Source organism: Lutimonas saemankumensis (assembly GCF_020171465.1).
Taxonomy (GTDB): Bacteria; Bacteroidota; Bacteroidia; order Flavobacteriales; family Flavobacteriaceae; genus Lutimonas; species Lutimonas saemankumensis.
Genome location: NZ_JAIUZR010000004.1, coordinates 872,406 through 896,645 on the forward strand (window position 1 = coordinate 872,406; position 24,240 = coordinate 896,645).

At 39.3% G+C, this 24,240-nt stretch carries 22 protein-coding genes; 8 read left to right on the forward strand and 14 right to left on the reverse strand.

Annotated elements, in window-relative coordinates:
- On the reverse strand, positions 1 to 1,176 hold the full coding sequence (locus LCM02_RS11705) for a PSP1 domain-containing protein (RefSeq protein ID WP_224929974.1): 1,176 nt from the start codon (positions 1,174 to 1,176) through the stop codon (positions 1 to 3).
- A 188-nt stretch (positions 1,177 to 1,364) separates the two neighbouring features.
- Complete coding sequence (locus tag LCM02_RS11710; RefSeq protein WP_224929976.1) at positions 1,365 to 1,595, reverse strand: ferredoxin; 231 nt, start codon at positions 1,593 to 1,595, stop codon at positions 1,365 to 1,367.
- Positions 1,596 to 1,774: 179 nt separating this feature from the next.
- On the opposite strand from LCM02_RS11710, the gene LCM02_RS11715 reads away from it, so the two are divergent.
- Entirely contained in the window at positions 1,775 to 2,929 is a 1,155-nt protein-coding gene (locus LCM02_RS11715; RefSeq protein WP_224929979.1) for a DNA polymerase III subunit, read from the forward strand.
- Positions 2,930 to 2,932: 3 nt separating this feature from the next.
- Here LCM02_RS11715 and trhA read toward each other — a convergent pair whose 3' ends face one another.
- Entirely contained in the window at positions 2,933 to 3,580 is a 648-nt protein-coding gene (gene trhA / locus LCM02_RS11720; RefSeq protein WP_224929982.1) for a PAQR family membrane homeostasis protein TrhA, read from the reverse strand.
- 85 nt (positions 3,581 to 3,665) lie between these two features.
- Here trhA and LCM02_RS11725 point away from each other — a divergent pair, with 85 nt between their 5' ends.
- The 3 genes from LCM02_RS11725 to LCM02_RS11735 all read left to right on the forward strand — a co-directional run bounded on the left by LCM02_RS11725 (position 3,666) and on the right by LCM02_RS11735 (position 5,393).
- Positions 3,666 to 3,908, forward strand: a complete 243-nt coding sequence (locus LCM02_RS11725) for a GlsB/YeaQ/YmgE family stress response membrane protein (protein ID WP_224929984.1) — start codon at positions 3,666 to 3,668, stop codon at positions 3,906 to 3,908.
- A 109-nt stretch (positions 3,909 to 4,017) separates the two neighbouring features.
- Positions 4,018 to 4,986 (forward strand): tryptophan--tRNA ligase, encoded by a 969-nt coding sequence (gene trpS, locus LCM02_RS11730; protein ID WP_224929986.1) that lies wholly within the window; start codon positions 4,018 to 4,020, stop codon positions 4,984 to 4,986.
- Between the two features lie 23 nt (positions 4,987 to 5,009).
- Positions 5,010 to 5,393, forward strand: coding sequence for a RidA family protein (locus tag LCM02_RS11735; RefSeq protein WP_224929988.1), 384 nt, complete (start codon positions 5,010 to 5,012; stop codon positions 5,391 to 5,393).
- Positions 5,394 to 5,450: 57 nt separating this feature from the next.
- Here LCM02_RS11735 and LCM02_RS11740 read toward each other — a convergent pair whose 3' ends face one another.
- The 5 genes from LCM02_RS11740 to LCM02_RS11760 form a co-directional block, all read right to left on the reverse strand.
- Positions 5,451 to 6,803 carry an alpha-L-fucosidase gene (locus LCM02_RS11740; protein WP_224929990.1) on the reverse strand — a complete coding sequence of 451 codons (1,353 nt, stop codon included), beginning with the start codon at positions 6,801 to 6,803 and terminating at the stop codon, positions 5,451 to 5,453.
- A gap of 40 nt (positions 6,804 to 6,843) precedes the next feature.
- The gene (locus LCM02_RS11745; RefSeq protein ID WP_224929992.1) at positions 6,844 to 7,881 is read right to left on the reverse strand and encodes an aldo/keto reductase; all 1,038 of its coding nucleotides are present in this window, start codon (positions 7,879 to 7,881) and stop codon (positions 6,844 to 6,846) included.
- 105 nt (positions 7,882 to 7,986) lie between these two features.
- Positions 7,987 to 9,174 (reverse strand): phosphoglycerate kinase, encoded by a 1,188-nt coding sequence (locus LCM02_RS11750; RefSeq protein WP_224929995.1) that lies wholly within the window; start codon positions 9,172 to 9,174, stop codon positions 7,987 to 7,989.
- A 197-nt stretch (positions 9,175 to 9,371) separates the two neighbouring features.
- Positions 9,372 to 10,637: a carboxypeptidase-like regulatory domain-containing protein gene (locus LCM02_RS11755; RefSeq protein WP_224929998.1), complete on the reverse strand. Its 1,266-nt coding sequence runs from the start codon at positions 10,635 to 10,637 to the stop codon at positions 9,372 to 9,374.
- Positions 10,638 to 10,726: 89 nt separating this feature from the next.
- A complete protein-coding gene (locus tag LCM02_RS11760) occupies positions 10,727 to 11,077 on the reverse strand; it encodes a DUF2116 family Zn-ribbon domain-containing protein (RefSeq protein WP_224930001.1) in 351 nt (116 codons plus the stop codon).
- A 237-nt stretch (positions 11,078 to 11,314) separates the two neighbouring features.
- On the opposite strand from LCM02_RS11760, the gene LCM02_RS11765 reads away from it, so the two are divergent.
- Both LCM02_RS11765 and LCM02_RS11770 read left to right on the forward strand, forming a co-directional pair.
- Entirely contained in the window at positions 11,315 to 11,668 is a 354-nt protein-coding gene (locus LCM02_RS11765; protein WP_224930004.1) for a single-stranded DNA-binding protein, read from the forward strand.
- A gap of 57 nt (positions 11,669 to 11,725) precedes the next feature.
- The gene (locus LCM02_RS11770; protein ID WP_224930009.1) at positions 11,726 to 12,148 is read left to right on the forward strand and encodes a secondary thiamine-phosphate synthase enzyme YjbQ; all 423 of its coding nucleotides are present in this window, start codon (positions 11,726 to 11,728) and stop codon (positions 12,146 to 12,148) included.
- 111 nt (positions 12,149 to 12,259) lie between these two features.
- Here LCM02_RS11770 and LCM02_RS11775 read toward each other — a convergent pair whose 3' ends face one another.
- Positions 12,260 to 12,733: a transposase gene (locus tag LCM02_RS11775; RefSeq protein ID WP_224930012.1), complete on the reverse strand. Its 474-nt coding sequence runs from the start codon at positions 12,731 to 12,733 to the stop codon at positions 12,260 to 12,262.
- A 115-nt stretch (positions 12,734 to 12,848) separates the two neighbouring features.
- Here LCM02_RS11775 and LCM02_RS11780 point away from each other — a divergent pair, with 115 nt between their 5' ends.
- Both LCM02_RS11780 and LCM02_RS11785 read left to right on the forward strand, forming a co-directional pair.
- The gene (locus LCM02_RS11780) at positions 12,849 to 15,992 is read left to right on the forward strand and encodes a VPS10 domain-containing protein (RefSeq protein ID WP_224930015.1); all 3,144 of its coding nucleotides are present in this window, start codon (positions 12,849 to 12,851) and stop codon (positions 15,990 to 15,992) included.
- Between the two features lie 20 nt (positions 15,993 to 16,012).
- Positions 16,013 to 17,044, forward strand: a complete 1,032-nt coding sequence (locus LCM02_RS11785; protein ID WP_224930017.1) for an alkane 1-monooxygenase — start codon at positions 16,013 to 16,015, stop codon at positions 17,042 to 17,044.
- A gap of 12 nt (positions 17,045 to 17,056) precedes the next feature.
- Here the strand turns inward: LCM02_RS11785 and LCM02_RS11790 are convergent, their stop codons facing one another.
- The 5 genes from LCM02_RS11790 to LCM02_RS11810 all read right to left on the reverse strand — a co-directional run bounded on the left by LCM02_RS11790 (position 17,057) and on the right by LCM02_RS11810 (position 24,129).
- On the reverse strand, positions 17,057 to 19,507 hold the full coding sequence (locus tag LCM02_RS11790) for a mechanosensitive ion channel domain-containing protein (protein WP_224930020.1): 2,451 nt from the start codon (positions 19,505 to 19,507) through the stop codon (positions 17,057 to 17,059).
- Positions 19,508 to 19,566: 59 nt separating this feature from the next.
- A complete protein-coding gene (locus tag LCM02_RS11795; protein ID WP_224930025.1) occupies positions 19,567 to 21,693 on the reverse strand; it encodes a Tex family protein in 2,127 nt (708 codons plus the stop codon).
- A 103-nt stretch (positions 21,694 to 21,796) separates the two neighbouring features.
- Entirely contained in the window at positions 21,797 to 22,852 is a 1,056-nt protein-coding gene (locus tag LCM02_RS11800; RefSeq protein WP_224930028.1) for a hypothetical protein, read from the reverse strand.
- An 18-nt stretch (positions 22,853 to 22,870) separates the two neighbouring features.
- Complete coding sequence (locus LCM02_RS11805; protein ID WP_224930031.1) at positions 22,871 to 23,653, reverse strand: hypothetical protein; 783 nt, start codon at positions 23,651 to 23,653, stop codon at positions 22,871 to 22,873.
- Entirely contained in the window at positions 23,650 to 24,129 is a 480-nt protein-coding gene (locus tag LCM02_RS11810) for an RNA polymerase sigma factor (protein WP_262902509.1), read from the reverse strand. The genes LCM02_RS11805 and LCM02_RS11810 overlap by 4 nt, the downstream gene beginning before the upstream one ends.
- Between the last annotated feature and the right edge of the window lie 111 nt (positions 24,130 to 24,240).

Below are 24,240 nucleotides of genomic sequence, written 5' to 3' on the forward strand. Positions count from 1 at the left end.
TTAATTTTTCTTTTTCTGAAGATTCTTTTTGTTGTTTCTGAAATTGCGATTCTTCCTTTTTTTCTTTCTTCTGAATTTCGGTTTGTCAAACCGGGTCAGGCTGTCCTGTCCCACAACATCGGTAAACTTAGAAGTTTCCGTGGCCTCAAATTCCAATTCCAGCGTGTATTCTTCAAGACTTGTAGCTTTGGTTTTGTTTTTGTTTAGTTCGATGATCTGATTCGTCTGGGCCACGGTTAATTTATGCCAGGTAACCGGATTTTCTTTATAGGCATACCATAACCAGCCTTGAAATATATCCATTTTTTGAAACACAGCCGGGCCTTTTTCAGTCTGCAGCCAAACATTGGTTTTAGGAAAATTCTTTAAGGCGTCCATATACGAATCCAGTTCATAATTCAGGCAACACTTTAATTTTCCGCACTGACCCGCAAGCTTTTGAGGATTCAATGAGAGCTGCTGATATCGTGCCGCAGAAGTACTTACCGATCTGAAGTCTGTAAGCCAGGTAGAGCAGCAAAGTTCTCTTCCACAAGATCCGATACCACCTAAACGAGAGGCTTCCTGCCTAAGGCCAACCTGTTTCATTTCAACCCTTAAGCTGAAGGTACCTGCAAGTTCCCGGATCAGCTGCCTGAAATCAACGCGTTCATCAGCGGTATAGTAAAAAGTGGCTTTATTTCCGTCGCCCTGAAATTCAACATCGGATAGCTTCATTTTCAATCCTAAACGGGTAATGATCAGTCTCGATTTTCTCTGAACCTCAACTTCTTTATTTCTTGCGTTTGTCCAGATTTCAATGTCCTTTTCGGTTGCTTTTCGATAAATCTGATTGATGTCTTCTTTTGAGGGAGATACTCTCTTCTTTTTCATTTGAACCTTAACAAGTTCTCCTGTAAGAGATACGACCCCAACATCATGGCCCGGTGAACTTTCTACAGAAACCACATCTCCAATAGAAATTGTCAGCCCCTTTGTGTTACGATAAAAACCTTTTCGGCCATTCTTAAACCTTACCTCGACAATATTAAAAGGTTTCTGCCCATTGGGCAGGGACATGTTGGAGAGCCAGTCAAAAACATTCATTTTATCACAGCTTCCCGAAGCACAGGCACCATTGTTTTTACAGCCAAGAGGCAATCCATTTATAGAGGATGAGCACGAAGTACAGCTCATAATATGTCTTTATTTTGAATTGAGAAAAGCTTTTTGCCTGTTTATCAGCAATTTAAATCTTAATAAATTTCTCCGTACCAAACATTGTTGCTGAAGGCAAAATCTCAATATAGATTCTAAAAAATTTAGGTAAATATACTCAATAATGATAAACTAAAAACATGATCGGGATATAATCAGAGGCAATGCTATTTTTCCTTCACACTAATTATGTTTACCGGACATGCCTCTTTAGCCTTTGTCACATTTTCAAGTATGGACATATCGGGCGATTTAATGGTAAAGAAACCTTTCTTATCCGTAGCGTGAAGCAATACGGATTTACCGTCCTTTTTGGACATTTGAAACTGTTTTGGAGCAAGTTCGACACAATAATTGCATCCAATACACTTTTTCCTCTGCAAAGTGATTATTACCATATCCGAAAATTTCGATCAGTCTTTTCTGATTCACATTTTTTTACTGACGATTACTTGATCGCTTTTTAGATTTTGGCAAAAATAGTTTTTTTTAAGTTATCAATAAACCGGAATTTAGATGTTCATTAGCCATCTAAATCCTAACTTTTTGTTTTCTTTGTACACTAAGATTAGTTAGGATGCTTTTTTCGGACGTCATCGGGCAGGAACATATCAAACATCACTTGATAAGGACAGTAGAGAATTCCAGAATTCCACATGCTCAATTATTTGTTGCTCCCACCGGGAGTGGAGTCCTTCCTTTGGCCATTGCCTATGCGCAATATATTCTTTGTCAGAACAAGGGTGGCGAGAATAATACGGGTAATGCAGCCTGCAATGTGAAGTTTGACAAACTTGCTCATCCTGACCTCCACTTTGTCTTTCCGGTAACAAGAAACGAAAAGGTAAAAAAACACCCCACCAGCAATGATTTTATGGAGGAGTGGCGAAAATTTATTCAGGAAACCCCGTACGGAAGCCTGTTTAACTGGTACCAGCTTCTGGGAATCGAAAATAAACAGGGTCAGATTGGAGTAGATGAGGCAGAAGACATTGTTAAGAAGCTTATTTTGAAACCCTATGAAGGAGGATTTAAGGTAATGATCATCTGGATGGCTGAACGGATGAACCAATCGGCTTCGAACAAGCTGCTAAAGCTGATCGAAGAGCCGCCGGAGAAAACCCTGTTTTTGCTGATTGCCGAGAATGAGGAGCTGATTATTAAAACCATTTTGTCAAGGTGCCAGGTACTTCATTTTCAACCGCTGACAGAGCAAAATATCATTGACACCCTTATGAGCCGCCATCAGGTTGATGAAAATCAGGCGATCAAAATAGCTCAGCAGTCCAACGGTAACTGGAACAAGGCCCTGCATCTTTTAAAACATGATGATAATGAAGAGGCTTTTGAAAAATGGTTCGTAACATGGGTGAGAGCCGCCTTTAAAGCAAAGGGTGATGCAACCGTAGTTCAGGACCTGATCAAATGGAGTGAAGAGATCGCAAAAACCGGAAGAGAAACCCAAAAAAGATTTTTAAAATACTGTTCACATTTTTTCCGTCAGGCGCTACTGACAAATTATAATGCCCGTTCACTGGTTTTTTATGAATCTCAAAATAATTTCGATATCGAAAAATTTGCTCCCTTTGTTCATGGAGCCAATATCGAGGATATCAATCAGGCTATAGAAGATGCCATGTATCATATCCAGAGAAATGGAAATGCCAGAATCATTTTTCTAGATCTTTCAATGAGTTTAACACGATTTCTCCACCGGAAGGAAGAAAAGTAAGATTTATTCAGGAAGGATATATTTAAAAACAGCCATAAAATGGCAAAAACTGCCAATTAAAACACATACATGAAAGATAGCATGGTTGAATCGGATTTTTTTGATACTGTATAAAACCGCTCCGAGAGTATAGGCAACACCCCCTCCAAACAACCAGTACAGCCCCCCTGCGGGAAAGTTTTCGATTAGAGGCTTTATAGCCAATATGACAACCCACCCCATAAGCACATAGGCTATAGTGGAAAGTTTATCGAACCTGCCAAAGTAAAAAACTTTAAAGATGATGCCGGCCAGTGCCAGTCCCCAGGAAATTCCGAAAATGGTCCAGCCCACCCATCCTTTTAAGACCACCAGCGCAAATGGGGTGTAGGTTCCTGCAATTAATACATAAATGGCAGCATGATCCAGAATATTCAATTTTAACCTTAGTTCCGGATTTTTGGTATAGTGATAAAAGGTGGAAGCAGCGTATAAGAGGATAAGACTACTTCCAAAAATGGCAAAACTGGTAATCAGGGTTGCCGATCCTTTTTTGGAGGCACTCACCAACAGCACCACTAAGGCAATGATACTCAGAACAAAACCAATTGCATGAGTTATTATATTAAGCGTCTCCTCTTTAGAATCGTAAAATGTGGTTGCCTTTTTCATAGTGTTCAAAATTACTAAAAATGTCAGGAAAAGAGTTCAAATTTTTTCGCTACTTTTATATATGTAACTAATTAAACTTTTGATTATGAGCTTTATCTACTTTATTGTCATCGGTGCCATTGCCGGATGGCTGGCAGGAAAAATAATGCAAGGCGGTGGTTTTGGCCTGCTTATGAATATGGTTTTGGGTATCATAGGTGGAGTAGTTGGCGGATGGTTATTCAGTTTTCTCGGATTCTCAACGGATGGCGGTATTTTAGGTTCTTTGGTTACTGCAGTAGTTGGCGCGGTCTTGATATTGTATGTAGGGAGGCTTATAAAAAAGTAAAAAACCCTGTTTCACTTACCGAATGGATCTACGTAAAGAATCTCTAGAGTATTCCTTATGAATTCAATGGTATTTCCTTATTTTTGCGATTGAATTTTAAGAAAGTCACATGTCAAGAATTTTAACAGGAGTACAGAGTACGGGTACACCTCATTTAGGTAATTTGCTGGGGGCCATTATTCCGGCCATCGAGATGTCGAAAGTTTCAAAAGAAGAATCTTTCCTTTTTATTGCTGACCTGCACTCTTTAACTCAAATTAAAAATGCGGAAGAGTTAAGACATAACACCTACAGTACAGCAGCTACCTGGCTCGCTTTTGGTGTGGACGTAAATAAAACTGTGTTTTACAGACAAAGTGATGTACCTCAGGTTACTGAATTATCCTGGTATCTGAGTTGTTTTTATCCTTATCAAAGATTGACATTAGCCCATAGTTTCAAGGACAAGGCAGATCGTTTGGGAGATGTGAATTCAGGCCTGTTCAGCTATCCTATGCTCATGGCAGCAGATATTCTTTTATACGATGCTGATGTTGTTCCGGTTGGAAAGGATCAATTGCAGCATTTGGAAATGTCAAGAGATGTAGCCAATAGATTTAATCATCAGATGGGGGAGACCCTGGTTCCTCCTCAGGCGAAACTTCAGGAAAGCACCATGTATGTGCCCGGAACGGATGGTGAAAAAATGAGTAAATCCAAAGGAAACATCATTGACATCTTTTTACCCGATAAAAAACTCAGAAAACAGATCATGAAGATCAAGACAGATTCCACACCCATGGAAGATCCGAAAGATCCTGATAACTGTAATTTATTTGCACTCTACAAGCTGGTTGCAAATGAAGAGCAGGTTGAAGCCATGCGATCAAACTATCTGGCAGGTAATTACGGTTATGGCCATGCCAAGCAGGCCTTTTATGAGCTGCTTATTGATAAGTTTGGCCCTGAGAGGGAAAGGTATCATTATTATATGGAAAACCTTGGAGAAGTTGACAAAGTGCTTCTTGAAGGGGCAAGAAAGGCGCATTTGGTGGCTGATGAGGTCCTGAAAAGAGTTCGAACCAAATTGGGGTACTAGAAGTTGTAAAAAATACATTTCTGATGAAGAGAAAATTAATAAGTTCAGGTTCTGCTTTTGAAGATCGGGTCGGGTATTCAAGAGCGGTTGTTGCCGGCAATATGATTTTTGTTTCCGGAACCACGGGATACGACTATGACACAATGACGATATCTGATGATATCGTTGAACAAACTGAACAATGTATTCGAAATATCGATAAGGCCTTGCACGAGGCAGATTCTGCCCTTGTTGATGTGGTAAGAGTAACTTATATTTTACCGGAGGCTCAGGAATTTGAAAAGTGCTGGCCCGTTCTGAAGAAGTATTTTGGTATTATAAAGCCGGCAGCAACGATGATTTCAGCGGGCCTAGCGGATGATAAGATGAAAATTGAAATTGAGGTTACCGCAGTTAAGACAAGTTAAAAGATAAAATTCTTAAGAGCGATTGGCCCAACTGTTATGAGTTTCAAATCCTGCTTTTTAAAGTAACTCCAATACGATAATCGTATCGATCTTGTTTTTTTCCTCTTTTGAAACTTTAAAAGAAAGTCCGTACTCGTCAACTTTATGCTTTACTTTTTTACCACTGTCATAAAAGGACATTTTTCTAATTTTTCCCTGGAAATCAGGAATCAGGTAGGTCTCAGTTTGATCATCGAGTAGATGAAGGTAGATTTTTTCATTTTTTTGTGTTGATACCATATTCAAACTTGGAGGAACCGGTCCTTGTCGGGTACCATAGATGGTTTGCCCGTATTTTTCGAGCCATTTGCCGATGCTTTTTAATGATTTAACATGTTCTTCCTGGATCTTTCCATTGGGCATGGGTCCAACATTGAGTAATAAATTGCTTCCATAACCTGCGGCATTGATCAGGTACTGGATCAGCTCCTTGTCTGATTTGTGTTTTTTATCCTGAAGGTTAAATCCCCATGAACCGTTGATGGTTTCACAGACTTCTTTTGGTAAGGAGCCAATATCATCAGAACTTGTTCCCCATCCGGTAGTATTCTTACCCGGCAGATCTTTTTCAAACATTTGAAAATCCTCTCCGGCAATTGGGGCAAGGTGATGGTTGTTTCCTATGAGGCACTGAGGCTGCAGTTTATGGATAAGACTGTAAATTTCATCATAGTGCCAGTCTACTTTTACGGCACCAAATTTTTTACCGTCCCATTCCTTTTGATCCCAGTGGCCATCAAACCAGATTCCGGCAATTTCCCCATAATTTGTGAGCAGTTCAGTAAGCTGAAGTTTCATAAATTCAATGTAATTCTTCCATTCTCCTGAATCTGCCCGTCCCTGGATTCCGTTTCCGGTCCTGCCTCTGGGGAAATAATCATCATGCCTCCAGTCCAGGAGCGAATAATAAAAAAACAATTTAATTCCTTCCCTTCTGCAAGCCTCCGCCAGGTGCTTTAAAACATCTTTTTTATACGGAGTGGCATCAACGATATTAAAATCAGAGGCTCTGGTATCAAACATGGAAAATCCATCATGATGCCTGCTGGTAATGGTGATATACTTCATTCCCGCCGCCTTTGCAAGTTTTACCCACTGATCTGCATCAAATTCCTGAGGATTAAAAAATGAAGGTAATTTATTATAGGCGCCGATCGAAATATTTTGATTGTTCATCACCCATTCCCCGTCACCCAGAACACTGTAAACGCCCCAATGCACGAACATGCCAAACTTTGCATTTTCAAACCATTCCCGAGCTTGCAGATTCTCTTTGGAGGGTTTATAATCAGTTTGCGCCGAGACCTGAATCGAGCAAATGAGCAGTAGGAATAGGGGAGCGTACAGGAATGAAGGAGTATACCTTTTCATATAATTATGTTTTTTACCCTTATAATTATGTTTTTAACCTTTAGGGTGCTGGATTGGGTTGTAAATTCTGTATCGTATCAATTTCATCAAGAATTTCTTTAGAAAGATTTACCTTGATGCTGCCAATGTTCTCTTTGAGTTGATCCATCGTGGTAGCGCCAATTATATTTCCGGTTACAAAGGGACGCTGATTCACGAAGGCCAGGCTTAATTCGGCCAGGCTCAAATTATGTTTCTTTGCCAGTTCGGCGTAAAGTGCCGTCAGTTTTAAAGCCTGAGGATTACTGTATCTGGAATAAGCAGGAAACAATTTTAATCTTGAATTTTCAGGCATTTTATTATTCAGGTATTTACCTGACAAAACCCCAAAAGCTAATGGTGAATAGGCCAGAAGCCCAATATTTTCTCTCAGGCTTACTTCGGCTAAATTGATTTCAAAAGTTCTGTTCAACAGGGAATACGGGTTTTGGATGGTCTTGCAAACCGTTAGCCCGTTTTGTTTGCTTTCGGCAACCTGTCTCATCACCCCCCAGGATGATTCATTTGAAACTCCGTAGTGTCTGATCTTACCCTCTTTAACCAGTTCATCAAGCGTCTGGATAACCGATTTAAAATTATCTTTCCACTGTTCATTTGGATTGTGGTTGTAGTTTCGCTGGCCAAAAAAATTGACATTTCTCTCAGGCCAGTGCAGCTGATAAATATCTACATAATCTGTCTGAAGCCTTTTTAAACTAAGATCCAACGCCTCTCTGATTACCTCCTTTGAAAACCCTAAATTTGGACGTATATAATTAAAATAGGGCATGGGTCCGGTAACCTTTGTGGCAACCACCAGTGAATCCCTTTTTTGATCTTTTAACCAGGTTCCAATGTATCGTTCAGTACTACCCTGGGTTTCCTTTCTTCCGGGAATAGAGTACATCTCGGCGGTATCTATAAAATTGACTCCCTGATCAATAGCGTAATTGAGTTGCTCATGGGCTTCTTCTTCTGTATTCTGCTGGCCATAGGTCATCGTTCCAAGGCATATTTTACTGACTTTTATATCTGTTTGGGGAATAGTGGTGTATTTCATGATTTGTTTGAAACTGATTTTTGGTTATATGAATGGTGCAAAAAAAGGCCTGAAACCTTTTCCAGATTTCAGACCTTTAAATTTATGAATTAAATATGATATTTCTTAGTCCAGGATTGCCTGAATTCCAGGTAAAGTTTTACCCTCAAGCATTTCTAGCATGGCTCCACCACCCGTAGATACATAACTCACCTTATCGGCAAATCCAAATTGTTTTACTGCAGCAACAGAATCACCACCTCCTACAAGAGAAAATGCTCCCTCAGCAGTAGCATCGGCAACAGCATTACCCAGCTCAATGGTTCCTTTTGAGAAGGTCTTCATTTCAAAAACCCCAACGGGCCCGTTCCACAAAATCGTTTTTGACTGAGCGATCACGAATGAAAACCCAACATTGGTTTTAGGCCCTGCATCAAGTCCTTCCCAACCTTCGGGAATATGATAAATATCTACAACCTGGGTATTGGCATCATTGCTAAAATCATCACCGGCAACCACGTCAACCGGTAAATGGACTTTGACCCCTTTTTCTTCGGCCTGTTTTAAGATATCCAGAGCAAGATCCTGTTTGTCATCTTCGCAAATGGAATTACCGATGTCTCCGCCTAAGGCTTTGATAAAGGTAAAACTCATACCACCACCAATAATCAAATGATCTATTTTATCAAGAATATTCTCTATTACCGTTATTTTTGAAGATACTTTTGATCCGCCTAATATAGCGGTTACAGGTTTTTCGCTTGAGCCCAGTACCTTTTCAAGACTCTCGATCTCTTTGGCCAATAAAAAGCCAAAACATTTTTGCTCCGGAAAGAATTCAGCGATGATCGCAGTAGAAGCATGAGCTCTGTGTGCAGTACCAAATGCATCATTGACATAAATATCACCGCATTTTGAAAGTTTTTCTGCAAAATCTCTGTCACCAGCTTTTTCCTCACCGTAAAATCTAAGATTTTCCAGTAAAAGAACTTCTCCATTTTGCAAATCCGCAACAGCCTGCTCAACTTTTTTACCAACAGAATCGTCAACAAACTTTACCTGTACTCCAATGATTTCACTTACTGCGTCAACAATATGGCCTAATGAGAACTTATCCTCAACACCTTTTGGGCGGCCCAGATGAGACATCAGCACGGCGCTGCCGCCATCCTCTAACACTTTTACAATTGTTGCTTTTGCAGCTTCAATTCGTGTCGTATCCGTAACCTGTAATTCTTCATTTAAAGGAACATTGAAATCAACTCTGATAAGCGCCTTTTTATTTTCGAAATTAAAATCGTTTAATGTTTTCATTTGTTTATTTCGGTTGTTATTTCATAGAGAAGTGAAACTTCCCATAAAGAAATTCCACTCTTTGTAATTCAAGATTTAAATAATTCGTACCCAATTAAAATTGGGATGACAAATATACTAAAAAGAAGTGCTATTATGAGTGTAAATAAGCAATATTTCAAGGGAATTTCTGATCATATTTCATTAAGGTGAGAATATCAATCTTTGATGATATTGAGTCCCTCCCATTTAAGATCCATATCATTGAATACCTGTCCGGCCATATCTTCTTGTTCATTGAAAAGGTGTTCTTCAGAAACCGGTGTCGCAATAGAATCAACCTGGTTGATCAAAAATACCTGTCCAATATTGATATCAGAATTTTCATTGGGATCAAAAGTGTGCTTTTTAGTCAGCTTTACGTTGGCATCCCATCGAAATAACTGAGGGTACCATTTTTCTTTGTATTTCTGATAACTGATTACAGTGCTAAATGTAGGATTCTGAATTTTTAAGCCAATCACGAATAAAATTGGCTTTACGATAAAAGGAATACTGAACTTCCCTTTTCGCTCGATGGAAACAATGGCAAAATCTTCCGTATTGATAAGAATTTTACCCGAGTCCTTGATATGATCAATTGTTCTTTTGGCTTTGAAATTGATGGTAACCAGTCGCTCACCATTTAAGGAAGTTTCGTCTCCGAAACTGTATTCGTATTTTTTAAAATACTTAGGGTTGAGGTAGTTGTCTCGTTCATTGTTAATGTCAAGATCGATAACAGATTCAGGGCCACCAAGGTCCATATCCATATCACTGTCATATTCCTCTTCATCAAATTCCTCACCTCTTTTTATGGCCTTTTTACGTCTTTTCTCCTGCTTGGCCTCGAACCACTCTCTCATGAATTGAAATTGCTGAGGGTTCTCCTCGGGTTTATACAAAAGGAGTTGATGTTGGTTTTTTGACGAATCTGCAACCTTAGGGTAATAGGTTTTAAAAACCCCTTCTTCTTTGTTGATTACGGCGCCGTTTTCGATGAATTTTTCTCTGTAATAGGCAAGAGACTGATAAGGTTCCTGAGGATAATTTTCTGAAAGCCTTTCCAGGGCCTTTTTGATATAGTCAAGAGGATCCTTCTCGGTCAAGATGATCTCATCAAGTACGTTTGAACTGGGAGTCAGGATGATTTCAAGGGCACGATCTATATTTTGCAGCGGCACCTCATAACTGTTAAACCCAATAAAACTGATACTCAGCGTATCATTGCGCTTTGATTTGGGAATATAAAAATCGAATTCCCCATCGTCATTACTGATGGTTCCTATCTGGTGGTTCTTTAATCGGATAGAGGCAAAAGGAAGCGGTAGATTGTCTTCCCCATTAATGATTTTCCCGGTGACAAAACTGTTATCCTGGGCATGAAGATTCAAACCTCCAAGGCTGACTAAAAGCAAAAAGGCAAATAATAATCTCAACTGCATGCAATAATTTTATCATTCGACGAATGAAAAAAAGCTTTGTTACAAAAAGATTTGGTTTCCGTTTGTTTCATTTGAGATTTGACAAAATCTCATTCTTTTTTAATCAATAAAAAATAGTCGTTATCCAATTCCAGATATCCCTGATCATATACGTAATAGTAAACCTTACCCGCCTTGGTCCGGTAGATGGATGTGAATAGAGAAAAATCAAAATTATGCCTGTTCAGGGTGTTGCGAATAACTTTTGTTTTTCCCCCGGAATTAAGTTCGGTCAAAATCCTGTAGTTTTTGCGCAGACGGTTATTCGTATTTCTTATCAGGTTTTTACTGTCTTTGTTCACCTTGTTATTATAGGTGTTTCGACAATAATCACTACAGAATTTTTTGTCGCTTCGTCCCTGGATTGGGTCTCCGCATTCAAGGCACAATTTTTTTTCCATAATAAAGGAATTGGATTTTTTCTGGTCAATACTGATTTGTTGGATCTGGAGACCAAAATAAACTTTAAAGTTACAATAAAATAATCATTTACAAACGACTACATTCAATTACATACGAAAGTAAATGTTTATCGTGTATACTTTTTGACTTTGCTGTTACAAATTTGCAAAAGCGAATCAGAAATTGAGGAGCAGAAAGTTTAACCGTCAAATCGTTTTGACAAAAATTAGATAAAAATGAATAGATTAAGAAACAGAGTACAGTTAATCGGACACCTAGGAATGGACCCTGAAGTTAAAACCCTTGATTCAGGAAGTAAACTGGTAAAATTTTCATTGGCAACCAATGACAGCTATGTAAATTCAAAGGGAGAAAAAGTTGAGGATACCCAATGGCACAATATTATAGCGTGGAATAAAACCGCTGATCTGATTGAATCTTACCTTGAAAAGGGAAAGGAGGTGGCTCTTGAGGGAAAACTTGTCACCCGATCCTGGGAAGATGAAAATGGGATCAAAAAGTATATCACAGAAGTGGTTTGCAGTGAAATTCTATTTCTTGGTCAAAGAGAGCCGGAAGGAGTAAAGTAATCATAAGAGATTATCATCATTTTAGTTAAATTAGTCTGATCTAATTATACATATAAAATGAAATCGTTTCAAAAAGAAATCAGTCTGAGGCCTCATTCCAGAGGATTTCATTTAATTACTCAGGAGATTCTTCAAAATATTCCTGAAATTAAACAGATCGATACAGGTTGGATGCAGGTTTTTATCAAGCATACTTCAGCGAGTTTGACGATCAATGAAAATGCGGATCCAACCGTAAGAACTGATTTTGAAAGTCATATGAATGAGATGGTTCCTGAAGATGCTCCCTACTTTATACATACCTATGAAGGGCCTGATGATATGCCGGCTCACATCAAAGCCTCTTTGATGGGAGCCTCAATTCAGGTCCCTATTACCAACGGCAGATTGAACATGGGTATATGGCAGGGTATTTATCTATGTGAGCACAGAAACAGGGGAGGATCCAGAAGATTAGTAATTACGATACTCGGAGAATAAAAAAGGTCATTTCTGGCTCAACTATTAGCTTACTGACTCACCATCCACTGAACCCCAAATTTGTCAAATTCTATTGAAAGTCAGGTAGGTGTTTCAAGTAGGTATAAAATGTTAGTATAGTTTTCGAAGTTTCGCATCTACTCGACCCTTACCAGATTTCACCTTTATTTGATGTGCTTTTAATTGATTATCTACGTCTTTTTCCAGTCCTTTTAGAGCTCCATGATCTTTTAGTTCTTTTTTGAAACGGCTCAAGGTACTGTGTCCGGGTACACTGTCTTCCAATGTCAATCCGCAAAATCGAATGGCTGATATGCTGTCATAAACCATTGTCTCAGTCTGGGTATCGGAAAGTTTATACCATTTTGAAATGAGATGCATTTTGAAAAGCAGCAAAGGTGAATAGGCCTTGGCTCCCCGATCGGTAAGCCCCTTTGTGTAAATCAACTTAAGTTTGACGTTTATGGGGTTCCAGTCAATATAATCATCAATTTGTGCAAAAAATTCATTTTTCCTGCTGTGTTTATCCACAAAAGGAGCTACAAAACTTCGTTGTGGATCATTGATGTTTTTATAACTTTTCACCTCTCTAAGTTACAAAGTAATGCGCTGTTTTGCAAGGGAATCTGGTATTGCATTAGAATGCTAATAATTATCATATTATTAACTACATTAGCTTTCAAAAATTCAATAATTGACTATGCTCTCAAAATTCACGACAACTTCTCGTTTTATTCTGCTGCTTTCTCTTTTTATGATCATTCCGATTCAGGCACAACGCAAAAAGCAAAAAAAAAGTAACGCTCAGGCTTCTCTTTATGACGAATCTCTTTACAAAGGTCTCGAATACCGTCTAATTGGCCCATTTCGAGGTGGGAGATCCGCGGCGGTGACGGGAGTTCCCGGTGAGGAGAACCTGTTTTATTTTGGATCGACAGGTGGAGGAATATGGAAGACTACAGATGGTGGAAGAACATGGGAAAACATCTCTGATGGATATTTTGGAGGGAGTATAGGGTCTATAGCCGTTTCCGAATCGGACAATAATGTAATGTATGTAGGTGGAGGAGAGAAGACCGTCAGGGGAAATGTTTCTTCCGGTTATGGAATATTCAAAAGTGAAGATGCCGGGAAAACCTGGATATCTTCCGGACTGGAAGCCTCGAGGCATATTTCAAGGATCGCCATCCACCCCAGGGACCACAACACAGTTTATGCTGCAGTCATGGGAAATGTTTATAAACCTACCAAAGAAAGAGGGGTATACAAATCTGTTGACGGGGGGAAAACATGGAAACAGGTGCTTTTCTCAAACGAGCATTCGGGTGCCGTTGATCTTAAAATGGACCCGAATAATCCCAGGATTATTTATGCTTCAACCTGGAGGGTTCAAAGAACTCCTTATAGTTTGAGCAGTGGAGGTGAAGGATCAGCTTTGTGGAAAAGTACAGACAGTGGGAATTCCTGGAAGGAGATTTCAAAAAATGAAGGGTTTCCAACGGATACTTTAGGGATCATTGGGGTTACAGTGTCTCCTAAAAATTCGCAACGCATCTGGGCGATGGTCGAAAATAAGGACAAAGGAGGTTTATACAGAAGTGATGACGGAGGAGAGGAATGGACCCGAGTTAATGAAGAAAGAAAATTACGTCAGAGAGCCTGGTACTATACAAGGGTATATGCCGATACAGAGGATGAAAATACGGTATATGTATTGAATGTAAGATATCATAAATCTACGGACGGAGGTAAATCATTTACGACCCATGTTGCACCCCATGGAGATCATCACGATTTGTGGATCGATCCTCAAGATTCTAAAAGAATGGTCATAGGGGATGATGGTGGCGCCCAAGTGACTTATGACGGTGGTAAAACCTGGTCAACGTATCACAATCAGCCGACGTCTCAGTTTTACAGGGTTACAACAGATCATAGTTTCCCGTTTAAGATCCTTGCGGCTCAACAGGATAATTCAACGGTTCGAATAGATCACCGAAGCAGCGGCGGAACAATATCTGAAAGAGACTGGGAATCCACGGCAGGTGGGGAATCCGCTCATATAGCAGTGGACCCTCTTGACAATGACATTGTTTATGGTGGAAGCTATGATGGATATTTAACAAGAAAGAATCACAGGACCGGAACGGTCAGGGCGATTAATGTCTGGCCGGATAATCCAATGGGATCAGGTGCAGAAGCCATGAAATATCGTTTTCAATGGAATTTTCCAATTATTTTTAGCCGGCATAATCCTAAAAGGCTCTATACATTTTCCAATCATGTTCATATGAGTGAAGATGAAGGCCAGTCCTGGCAGCTGTTGAGTGGTGATCTTACCAGAAACGATCCGGAAAAACTCGTATCCAGCGGGGGCCCGATCACCCAGGACAACACCAGTGTTGAATACTATTGTACCATTTTTGCCGCGAATGAGAGCCCGTTGAAAGAGGGGTTGCTCTGGATAGGGACGGATGACGGCCTGGTTCATGTTTCAAAAAATGGGGGATCTTCCTGGGAAAATGTGACCCCTGCAAACATGCCGGAATGGATGATGATCAACAGTATTGAACCTTCCTATTTTGATGAAGGGACATGTTATATCGCCGGAACAAGATATAAACTGGGTGATTTTAAGCCTTATTTGTATAAAACGTCCGACTATGGAAAGACCTGGGTTCAAATTAACTCTGGAATCGATAAGGAACATTTTACTCGAGTTATCCGGGAAGATCCATCCCGCAAAGGGTTACTCTACGCTGGAACAGAAACGGGGATGTATATTTCCTTCAATGAAGGATCAAGCTGGCAAAAGTTTCAGTTGAATTTACCGGTGGTTCCTATTACCGACCTCGTGGTGAAGGACAACAGCCTGGTCATCGCCACCCAAGGAAGAAGCCTTTGGATGCTGGATGACCTCACTGTTTTACATCAACTCGAAGAGGCAAAAAACGCGTCTGGTAATTTTTTGTTTGCACCAAAGAAAAGTTACAGGACCAAAGGCTACAAAGCCAAAAAGCCAAAATCGGCAGGAACGAATCTCGAAAATGGGGTGATCACCTATTTCAATCTCCCTGATTATGATCAAAAGAAAGATACAGTTTACCTGAACTACCTTTCTATGTCCGGAGACACATTATTTTCTTTTTCCAATGTTTCAGAAAAAAAAGCCAAAAAGCTTGAATTAGAAAAAGGACCCAATAAACATGTTTGGAACATGAGGACAGAGGGTGCTGAAAAACTGGACGGAATGATATTGTGGTGGGCGGATCTTCGCGGGGCCAAGGTTGTGCCTGGTGAATATCAGGTAAGTTTAAATGTAAACGGAGAAGTATTAACCAAGTCATTTACGATTCTTGCCGACCCCAGAGCTGAAGCAAGCCTGGAGGATATGAAAAAGCAGTATGAGTTTGTGTCAGAGGTCAATGCCACGATTAATGAGGCACACCAGAGTTTAAAACAGATCAAAAAAATCAATGATCAGTTAAAGACCTTTATTGATCAGTATGACGGCACTAAGTCAGTGCAGGCCCTCGTTGATAAGGCTAAGAACCTGAAAGAGTCCTTTGGAAAGATTGAAAATGAACTTTACCAGACAAAGAATCGAAGCAATCAGGACCCCTTAAATTATCCTATCAAACTCACCAATAAACTGGGCCATCTGAACAGCCTTGTTACTCTCGATGATTTTCCTCCAACAGCCCAGGATATAGATGTTAAAAATGAGTTGACGGCAAAGATCAAAACAGAGCTGGATGCCTATGAAAAACTCATTTCAGAAGAAATAGTTAATTTTAACAAAGAATTTAATCAACTTCAATTGGAGTATTTGAATTTGGAATGATGAAGAAACTGAATTAAAAAATGATGAAAAGGCTGAAATACCTGTTTGTTTATATACTTCCCTTATCTGTGTATTACTCCTTTAACAATGTGGGTATCAAAACTTTTTTCCCCATTATCCTTGTCTTTGGCATTGTTCCGTTTCTGGAGCTCTTTTTAAAACCTGACAGGACTAATTTTGATCCTGAGAAGTCCTTAAAGGAAAAACACAATAAGTTCTACGACTGGATTTTGTATTTGTCCGTACCAGTTCAGTTGTTGATGCTTGTTTCTTTTTTCTATGTGATCGAGCTCACCCCTGTAAACTCTGTATCCTTTGCCGGAAAAGTTTTTTCAATGGGTTTATTGTGTGGGGTCCTTGGAATCAACATTGGTCATGAACTAGGACATCGTTCATCGAGATTGGAACAGTTTCTGGGTGAAATATTGCTGCTTACTTCGCTGAATACCCACTTTCTTCCTTACCATAATGAAGGGCATCACAGGGAAGTGGCTACCGCTTCTGATGCGGCAACTGCCAAAAAAGGCCAATCTGTGTATTCGTTCTGGTTTACTTCGCATTTTGGAAGTTATGTCAAGGCCTGGAAACTTGAAAATAACAGGATGAAAAGAAAAGGAAGATCGGTTCTATCGTTATCGAACAGAATGGTGGTTTATTCTATGGCAAATGTCTTGCTACTCGGTTCGATCTATTATTTTTTCGACCTTAAAGTGTTATTTGCCTTTTTAGCGGCCTCTGTTATCGGGATACTTCTTTTGGAAACGGTGAATTATATAGAGCACTACGGTTTACTGAGGGCTAAAAAAGAATCTGGAAGGTATGAAAGGGTAAATGCATCGCATTCCTGGAATTCAGATCATCAAATAGGGCGTTTGATGCTTTTTAACTTATCGAGACACTCTGATCACCACTATAAAGCCAGTAAAAAATACCAGATCCTGGAATCATTGCCTGAAAGCCCTCAGATGCCTACGGGTTATCCGGGGATGATGATGCTTTCCCTGATATCACCACTATGGTTTTCAGTCATGGACGATAAAATTGCTTCCTAAGTTCTAGCCGATTTATTCTTTACCGCCCGGACTTTCTGAAATGATGCGTCTTACCGGCGCAGGAGCCTGAATACCTTCTTCTTTCAGGGTTTTGAAAATAATCAAGGCAATTTCGCTGTCAGTTTTCAATGTATCAGAAAAGGTGGTCCAGTACAATAAGGCAAAATTCAAATTACCATCAGGGCCGTATCCGTAGAAATAGGTTTTAGGAGCAGGGTCCTTACTGGTATGCGGATGGTCACCGGCTATTTTGTTGAATAGTTGTATTACTTTTTCAGGATCAGCATCCGGAGATGTCTTCATAGGGATCTTACTTCTTCTATTTCGGTTAGAAAGCGTCCAGTTTACCACTTTTTTGGAAATCAGATCTCCATTGGGAATAATGACTTCGGCTCCTGAATAGGCTCTGATATTACTTGAACGGACACCGATGTTCGTTACCACACCCATTTCCATATCAACCTCGATGGTGTCTCCTAAATTGATGGGCCTTTCAAAGGCTAAAATAAGTCCGGAAACAAAATTCAGCACCACATTCTGCAAACCAAAACCAATACCAACGCCCAGGGCCCCTAAAATAAATCCAAGTTTACTCAGATCAACTCCCGCAGCGGAGAGTCCGGCATAAAGACCAAGTCCAATAACAACGATTCTCAGGACAAGTGAAATGGCAGGTGCAACTCCTCTTGGAAGCACATTCACCATCCATTCATCCTGAAATAAAGTTGCGGCAATTTTGGCAATGAACAGTGTAATTATAAATATACCTATGAAGGCAAGAATACCGCCTAGAGATATGGTCATTTCGCCCACGATCCATTCAATTGCCATAATCTCTCCATACCAGTCGACAATGAAATCGAATACCTCAAAACTCGAGAGGGTAAAGAACATCCAGGCCACAAACCCAATAAAATTGAATAAGGGCCGAATCCTTTGATGGGTAGCGTTGACCATGGAAGTAATGGTCTGAATATTGGTCGATTTTCTAAACTTAAAAATCAGGATAAAAATACTTGTAAAAACTTTCACCGCCAGGTAAAGAATTACCCCAAATGTAAGCGATACGATGACGGCTTTTGTAATATAGTTGGCAAGGGCAACCATTCCAATGATATTCGCAACCAAGGCTAAAATCAACAAGAACATATACAGGGCCGAAATAATTTTGAAGGATCTGAAAATCTGGGTAAATTTTTCAGGGTACGTTTTGACTATCTTACGCCCAACATATAAAGACATGAACAGCAGAATAGTATCTGCAATTAAAATCCATCGGATCAAATTAACCTTTACCCCGATAAAAGCCTCAAAGGTATTGATCAGATAGACCACAAAAAGCAGCCAAAGAAATATGCTGAATTTTTTATGGGTTACTTTAGGCAGTAACAGGACCGTGGCGAAGAGTATCACCATAACATGAAACTCCGCATATGCCGGCACCATGGAATCATAGAAGAAGGCAGAAACAAGAATTCCTACAGAGAGCACAGTAAGTAGCGGGTTTTTAAGAATTATTTTTGCCTGTATTTCGATAGGGTTCCTTAAAGTGAGGATATTTTTTTTCCATTTAGAATTCGCCAGGATCAAAAAAGCCAGAAGTAAGATCAGGAAGATGACCTGCAGGACAACAATTTTTGTGTTCAGATGAAAAAAATCCAGGAACTGCTTCTTGTTCTGACTAATTCCTTTTTTGATTAAACCGAATGAAGAAAGTGATTCCGCAGAAACACTGTCGCTGACCATTACGGGCTCTATTTTTTGCCAAATGGGAGGGCTGTCAAAAACAAAGTAGTCTTTCCTTCTTTGATTTTCAGCAAACTCAATATTGGCTATTTCCTCATCCACGATGAGCACCAGTTCGGTAATTTTTTTTTGTGTAACAAAAACACTGTCTAACCTTTCCTGGGCCAAAGACATGATCTCATTCAGTGCATCAATAGAAGTTTTAAAGCTGTCGGCTATGTCCTTGGACTCCGTTCTGCCCTCCAGCTCTTTTTTTGTCAGTTCCCATCTTTTTAGGTCATTATAAACATCGTTGATGATTCGGCTGATTTCCTCAGACCTGTTTTTAACCGTAGACTGGTATTGATTTAAAATCGATTTGTAATTCGACCATTCTACTTTTCGGACCTTCAGATCCCTCAGCGAAACATCTTCTCTTTTTAAAAATGCCGAGTCTACCAGATCAAGAATTTCAGGCGCAGCCTGCTCAACAATGGAATCTATATCTGATATTTTAGAACTTTTCTCGAGAGTACTTTTCAATTTCAGATAAGATTGCCCCAGTTTTTCAGATTCCTCTGAAATATCTCCAATGGCAATTGCTTCCTGTTTTACAGCGGTGGTGTCTGAGGCCTGTGAAGAATCCTGAGCAATGACATTATGAGGACTCAAAAAAAGAAGGCACAGGGCCAAGAGGAATTGAACCGAGTATAGCTTTGTAACGCACTTGAGCTTCATATTGAGGAGATTTGAAAGGAACAAGATACTTATTTTTTACAAAAAGACTGAGATCAGCATTACAGGGATTTATGAAGAGCCAGTTGAATGCGTTTACGTTCTTTATCTACTTGTAAAACCTTGACAATGACCTGCTGCTGAAGAGAAACAATTTCATTTACATCCCTTACAAAAGTGTCTGAAAGATTAGATACATGAATCAGTCCGTTTTCTTTGATCCCAATGTCCACAAAGCAGCCGAAGTTGGTTATATTATTAATAATTCCGGGTAACAAAAGGTTTTCTCTTAGGTCATCGATACTCTTAACGTTTTGGTCAAAACTGAAAACTTTTGCTTTTTCCCTTGGGTCAAGCCCGGGTTTTTCCAATTCTTTTAGTATATCCTTTAGCGTAGGCAGGCCAACTTCTTCGGAGCAGTACTTATTAAGGTCGATTTTTGAAATTAGCTCGGAATTACCAATTAACTCGGTTATGGAATGACCAGAATCCTTTGCCATCTTTTGAACAAGAGAATAGCGTTCAGGGTGCACAGCAGAATCATCAAGTGGATTTTTGGCATTTTTTATTCGAAGGAACCCCGCGCTTTGTTCAAATGTTTTTTCACCCAGTCTTGAAACTTTTTTGATGTCCTTTCTCGATTCAAATGAACCGATCTCGTTTCTGTAAGCCACGATGTTTTCGGCTAGTTTCGTTCCTAAACCAGAAACGTAACTCAAAAGGGGAACACTTGCCGTATTTATATTTACGCCGACAGTGTTTACACAACTTTCTACCACTGAATCAAGGCTCCGTTTCAGTTTATTCTGATCTACATCGTGCTGATACTGGCCCACTCCAATGGATTTAGGATCTATTTTAACTAACTCAGCAAGAGGGTCTGAAAGCCTTCTCCCTATGGATATGGCTCCCCTGACCGTGACGTCGTAATTAGGAAATTCCGCTCTCGCGATAGGAGAGGCAGAATAAATAGAGGCTCCTGCTTCATTCACCACAAAAACCTCTATTTCTCTGTTAAATCGAATCCTTTTTACAAGATTTTCAGTTTCCCGTGATGCTGTGCCATTTCCGATAGCAATGGCTTGAATACGATGCGCGTCAACGAGAGAACTTATTTTCTTGATTGCATTTCTGGAGTCATTTTTTGGAGGATGAGGAAAAATGGTTTCATTGTGCTCCAGTCTTCCCTGTGCATCCAGACAAACGATTTTACAACCTGTCCTGAAACCAGGATCGATAGCGAGGATTTTTTTCTCTCCAAGTGGTGCCCCAAGCAATAATTGTCTAAGATTTTTTGAAAATACAGTAATCGCCTGCTCATCTGCATCTTCTTTTGCTGCCTGAAGAATTTCGTTTGAAAGGGAAGGATAAAGGAGTCTTTTGAAGGCGTCATCAATGGCCTTGTCAATTTGAACGGAACACTCATTATGATTGGAAATTACTCTTTCTTTGATCTCATCGAGAACCCTTTCTTTATCCAGGTTTATATCTACACGTATAAAACCTTCTTTTTCGGCTCTTAAGATGGCAAGAAGACGATGTGAAGGACAAGATTTCAAGGCCTCTTCCCACTTGAAATAATCCTTGAATTTTTGCCCCTTTTCCAAATCTTGTTTGGACTTGACTACCTTGGTCTCAATTCTTGCAAACTTACTGAGGTGCCATCTAATTCTGTTTCTGATACTGCTTCTTTCGTTTATCCATTCGGCGATGATGTGCCTTGCTCCTTCAAGTGCTTCAGCTTCTTCAAGCTCCTCGGAAGTGAATCGTCTTACAATCTGGTCCAGATGATCGGGTTTTTGGCTCATGATGATCTTTGCCAGCGGTTCCAAACCGTTACGTCTGGCCGTTTCTGCTTTTGTCTTTCGCTTTTTCCTGAATGGAAGGTAAAGGTCTTCAAGTGTATTTAGATCAATGGATGATTCAATCTGTGATTGCAACTGTTCGGTTAAAACCTCTTGTTCTTTGAGTGATTTTAAAATACTTAGTTTTCTTTTTTCTAACTCTTCAAAGCTTTTTTTGAATTCAAGAATTTTGCCTATCTCCAGCTCATCGAGATTGCCGGTACGCTCTTTTCTGTATCTCGAAATGAAAGGTACTGTGCAGTCTTCATTTAGAAGCTGAATCGTATTTTCAATGCCTTTTAGAGGAAGATTTGTTCTGGAATTTATATAATTGAGTAATTGCATGGATCATATTTGATAAATGCAAAGGTATTGTTTCGGTTTCAGAAACAATACCTGATAGATCAAAAGCCAGTGAAATTATATGTCATGAATTTCTGATTGAATCCTATAGATCGAATCGCAGGCCTAAAGAAATATTATTTTCCTTTCGATTAGGTTCGTTGAAGATCCTGTTCAAATCATATTTTACATATACTGAGAAGGCGTCTACTCCAATATAACTGCTTACCCCATAGATCAGATTACTCGTATTATAACTTTGGGTGATCTTGTCTTTTCGTTTCGAGCCATCTACTGTATATTTCAGTTTTTGCCGGGTTCTAAGATTAAATCCAAAATAGCCTCCAATTCCGTATTTGAATTTTTTTCGTGTAGAGTATCGAAAATAATTTCCTTTGTCAATTTTTCGGGAAGGACCAAATTCAAAATGAACAGGGACAACCAGATTATCCATTCGGAGTTTTGATTTGGTCAGGCTTCCGGGAAATTCTTCTAAATAGGTCAGTTCACCATCCTGAACAAAATACTTGTTATCGGTAGGGTTTAAGCCATTGAACTGAAAGGCAAAACCATACCGAAAGCGAACCGAATTCGAGTTCTGTGCCAGTCGGGTGGTCCATGTCCACCCCATTTCAAAGAATTTGCTTTTTCCCATTTTATAGGGAGATTTGTTTATGGACTGCCCTTCAATAATAGCATTGTTAAAACCAAAAGCAATTAATAAATTGGAATGGGTCCTTTTGTCATATTTTTTTTGCTTCCCGGTAGAGATTTCAATCAATTGATCTTCATCATCAAATACCTGGATCTTTAACCTTGAAGGATCTTTGCCTTCTTCAATATTGGTATCTATGGTATCCTTGTAAACTCCTCCTCTAGCTGATAAAGCCACAGAATTCTCAAGAATGGCGATTTTGTTTTCAATATTTAAAGCATGAATTTCGGCGGCCTCTTCCTTGAGTTTTTCAGCCTCTTCAGCGTCGATCTCACCTTCATTGTATCGTTCGTTTATGGCCAGGACTTTTTTCTTGAGAGCCTCTTTTTCTTCACTGATTATTTGCTCCTTTTTTTGCTGCAAAGTATCTTCGGTTTCCTGCCCTGAAATTTCAGAACAAAGCATAAGATGGCCTAATAGAAATGTAAATAAAACTATTTTTTTCATGATAAATATGTTGAGGAATTAGTTTTCTTCGGAGGTTACTACCTCGTTATCTTTTTTGAGTGTATTGACTATTTTTTCGATTAATTTTTGCCTCAGATCCTTGTCGAGGTCATCTTCAACGGAATTTAAAAGCGCATTTGTATTGACGTATTTTTTAGGAGAAATCTGGCCATTTACAATGAGTTTCAGTTTTGAATCATGAAGTAATTGATCTATTTCTGCATTTAGTAATTCATCCTCATTGGAAAGGTGTCCCGAGGTAGGTAATTTTTCAGAAACAGAGTCATAATCCCCAGTCTTCAGACCCTGATCAAATCCGGCTATAAAGTTGGTATCACTGGTTGAAGAGGATATTTTTTCGGATTTGGGGCCCCATTTTTCTTCATTTATGAATGAATTCTTTAAAGTTTCAGTCTCTTTTCGATTCTCGGCAATGTCAAAATCATTTTGATTATCCAAAGATTGAGGATTTTTTACGCTCTTAGAAATTTCGATTTCCGGATCAATGGATTTTTCTGCAATTTCAGTTTCAACCTCATTCTTAGGAATGCCAATCAGATCCTCTTTGGAAACAGGAGCCGCAATTTCCTGTGAAGGAAGTTTATTTTGTTGCGGTTGAAAAAAATAAATTCCAACAGAAATCAGAAGTAAAATTACAGAAGCAATCTTCAAAACCATCCAATTCCTGGATTTCTGTGAAGTCTCGTAAACAGTCAACTGCTTCTCCAGCTTTTCCCAGGAACCTGAAGAAGGTTCTATTTCCCTGTTTTGAAGATACTCTCGGTATTGAAAACGTTTCATAGTATTTTCTTTTTTTGATGATGCGAAATCATATCCTGTAATGCTTTCCTGGCCCGATGTAGCTGGGTCTTACAGGTGCCGACACTTATGTTGAGCATGTCTGCGATTTCAGTATGTTTATAGCCTTCAATTACATACATGTTAAAAATAATTTTACAGCCTTCTGGTAACTTGTTGATAAAGATTTGAAGGTCTTCAATGGCTATCTTTAATTCAATCTCGTTTTCAACAACACTTTCATAGAATTCAATCTCATCGGTAAAAAGGAGGGTATTCTTTTTTCTTAAATAAGAAATACATTCATAAACCATTATTTTTCGAACCCAGCCCTCAAAACTTCCCTTCTGCGAATACTGATGAAGTTTTGTAAAGACTTTGAGAAACCCACTTAGCATTACCTCCTCTGATTTTTGCAGGTCTTTTATATAATAAGCGCATAAACTCAACATTTTTGGAGAATATTTCTCGTATAGCATTTTTTGAGCCCTCCTGTTATTTTGAAGCGACTGCCTGATTAATTCTGAATTGCTATTTGTTTTAATGATTCTAAGCATGCTCCTGAAAGGCCTTACACTAATAAAGACGTA

What these genes read in the sequence shown, in the direction of transcription:
- LCM02_RS11705 (WP_224929974.1), bottom strand. Translation starts at nt 1,176, where the DNA reads ATGAGCTGTACTTCGTGCTCATCCTCTATAAATGGATTGCCTCTTGGC.
- LCM02_RS11710 (WP_224929976.1), bottom strand. Translation starts at nt 1,595, where the DNA reads ATGGTAATAATCACTTTGCAGAGGAAAAAGTGTATTGGATGCAATTAT.
- LCM02_RS11715 (WP_224929979.1), top strand. Translation starts at nt 1,775, where the DNA reads ATGCTTTTTTCGGACGTCATCGGGCAGGAACATATCAAACATCACTTG.
- trhA (WP_224929982.1), bottom strand. Translation starts at nt 3,580, where the DNA reads ATGAAAAAGGCAACCACATTTTACGATTCTAAAGAGGAGACGCTTAAT.
- LCM02_RS11725 (WP_224929984.1), top strand. Translation starts at nt 3,666, where the DNA reads ATGAGCTTTATCTACTTTATTGTCATCGGTGCCATTGCCGGATGGCTG.
- trpS (WP_224929986.1), top strand. Translation starts at nt 4,018, where the DNA reads ATGTCAAGAATTTTAACAGGAGTACAGAGTACGGGTACACCTCATTTA.
- LCM02_RS11735 (WP_224929988.1), top strand. Translation starts at nt 5,010, where the DNA reads ATGAAGAGAAAATTAATAAGTTCAGGTTCTGCTTTTGAAGATCGGGTC.
- LCM02_RS11740 (WP_224929990.1), bottom strand. Translation starts at nt 6,803, where the DNA reads ATGAAAAGGTATACTCCTTCATTCCTGTACGCTCCCCTATTCCTACTG.
- LCM02_RS11745 (WP_224929992.1), bottom strand. Translation starts at nt 7,881, where the DNA reads ATGAAATACACCACTATTCCCCAAACAGATATAAAAGTCAGTAAAATA.
- LCM02_RS11750 (WP_224929995.1), bottom strand. Translation starts at nt 9,174, where the DNA reads ATGAAAACATTAAACGATTTTAATTTCGAAAATAAAAAGGCGCTTATC.
- LCM02_RS11755 (WP_224929998.1), bottom strand. Translation starts at nt 10,637, where the DNA reads ATGCAGTTGAGATTATTATTTGCCTTTTTGCTTTTAGTCAGCCTTGGA.
- LCM02_RS11760 (WP_224930001.1), bottom strand. Translation starts at nt 11,077, where the DNA reads ATGGAAAAAAAATTGTGCCTTGAATGCGGAGACCCAATCCAGGGACGA.
- LCM02_RS11765 (WP_224930004.1), top strand. Translation starts at nt 11,315, where the DNA reads ATGAATAGATTAAGAAACAGAGTACAGTTAATCGGACACCTAGGAATG.
- LCM02_RS11770 (WP_224930009.1), top strand. Translation starts at nt 11,726, where the DNA reads ATGAAATCGTTTCAAAAAGAAATCAGTCTGAGGCCTCATTCCAGAGGA.
- LCM02_RS11780 (WP_224930015.1), top strand. Translation starts at nt 12,849, where the DNA reads ATGCTCTCAAAATTCACGACAACTTCTCGTTTTATTCTGCTGCTTTCT.
- LCM02_RS11785 (WP_224930017.1), top strand. Translation starts at nt 16,013, where the DNA reads ATGATGAAAAGGCTGAAATACCTGTTTGTTTATATACTTCCCTTATCT.
- LCM02_RS11790 (WP_224930020.1), bottom strand. Translation starts at nt 19,507, where the DNA reads ATGAAGCTCAAGTGCGTTACAAAGCTATACTCGGTTCAATTCCTCTTG.
- LCM02_RS11795 (WP_224930025.1), bottom strand. Translation starts at nt 21,693, where the DNA reads ATGCAATTACTCAATTATATAAATTCCAGAACAAATCTTCCTCTAAAA.
- LCM02_RS11800 (WP_224930028.1), bottom strand. Translation starts at nt 22,852, where the DNA reads ATGAAAAAAATAGTTTTATTTACATTTCTATTAGGCCATCTTATGCTT.
- LCM02_RS11805 (WP_224930031.1), bottom strand. Translation starts at nt 23,653, where the DNA reads ATGAAACGTTTTCAATACCGAGAGTATCTTCAAAACAGGGAAATAGAA.
- LCM02_RS11810 (WP_262902509.1), bottom strand. Translation starts at nt 24,129, where the DNA reads ATGCTATACGAGAAATATTCTCCAAAAATGTTGAGTTTATGCGCTTAT.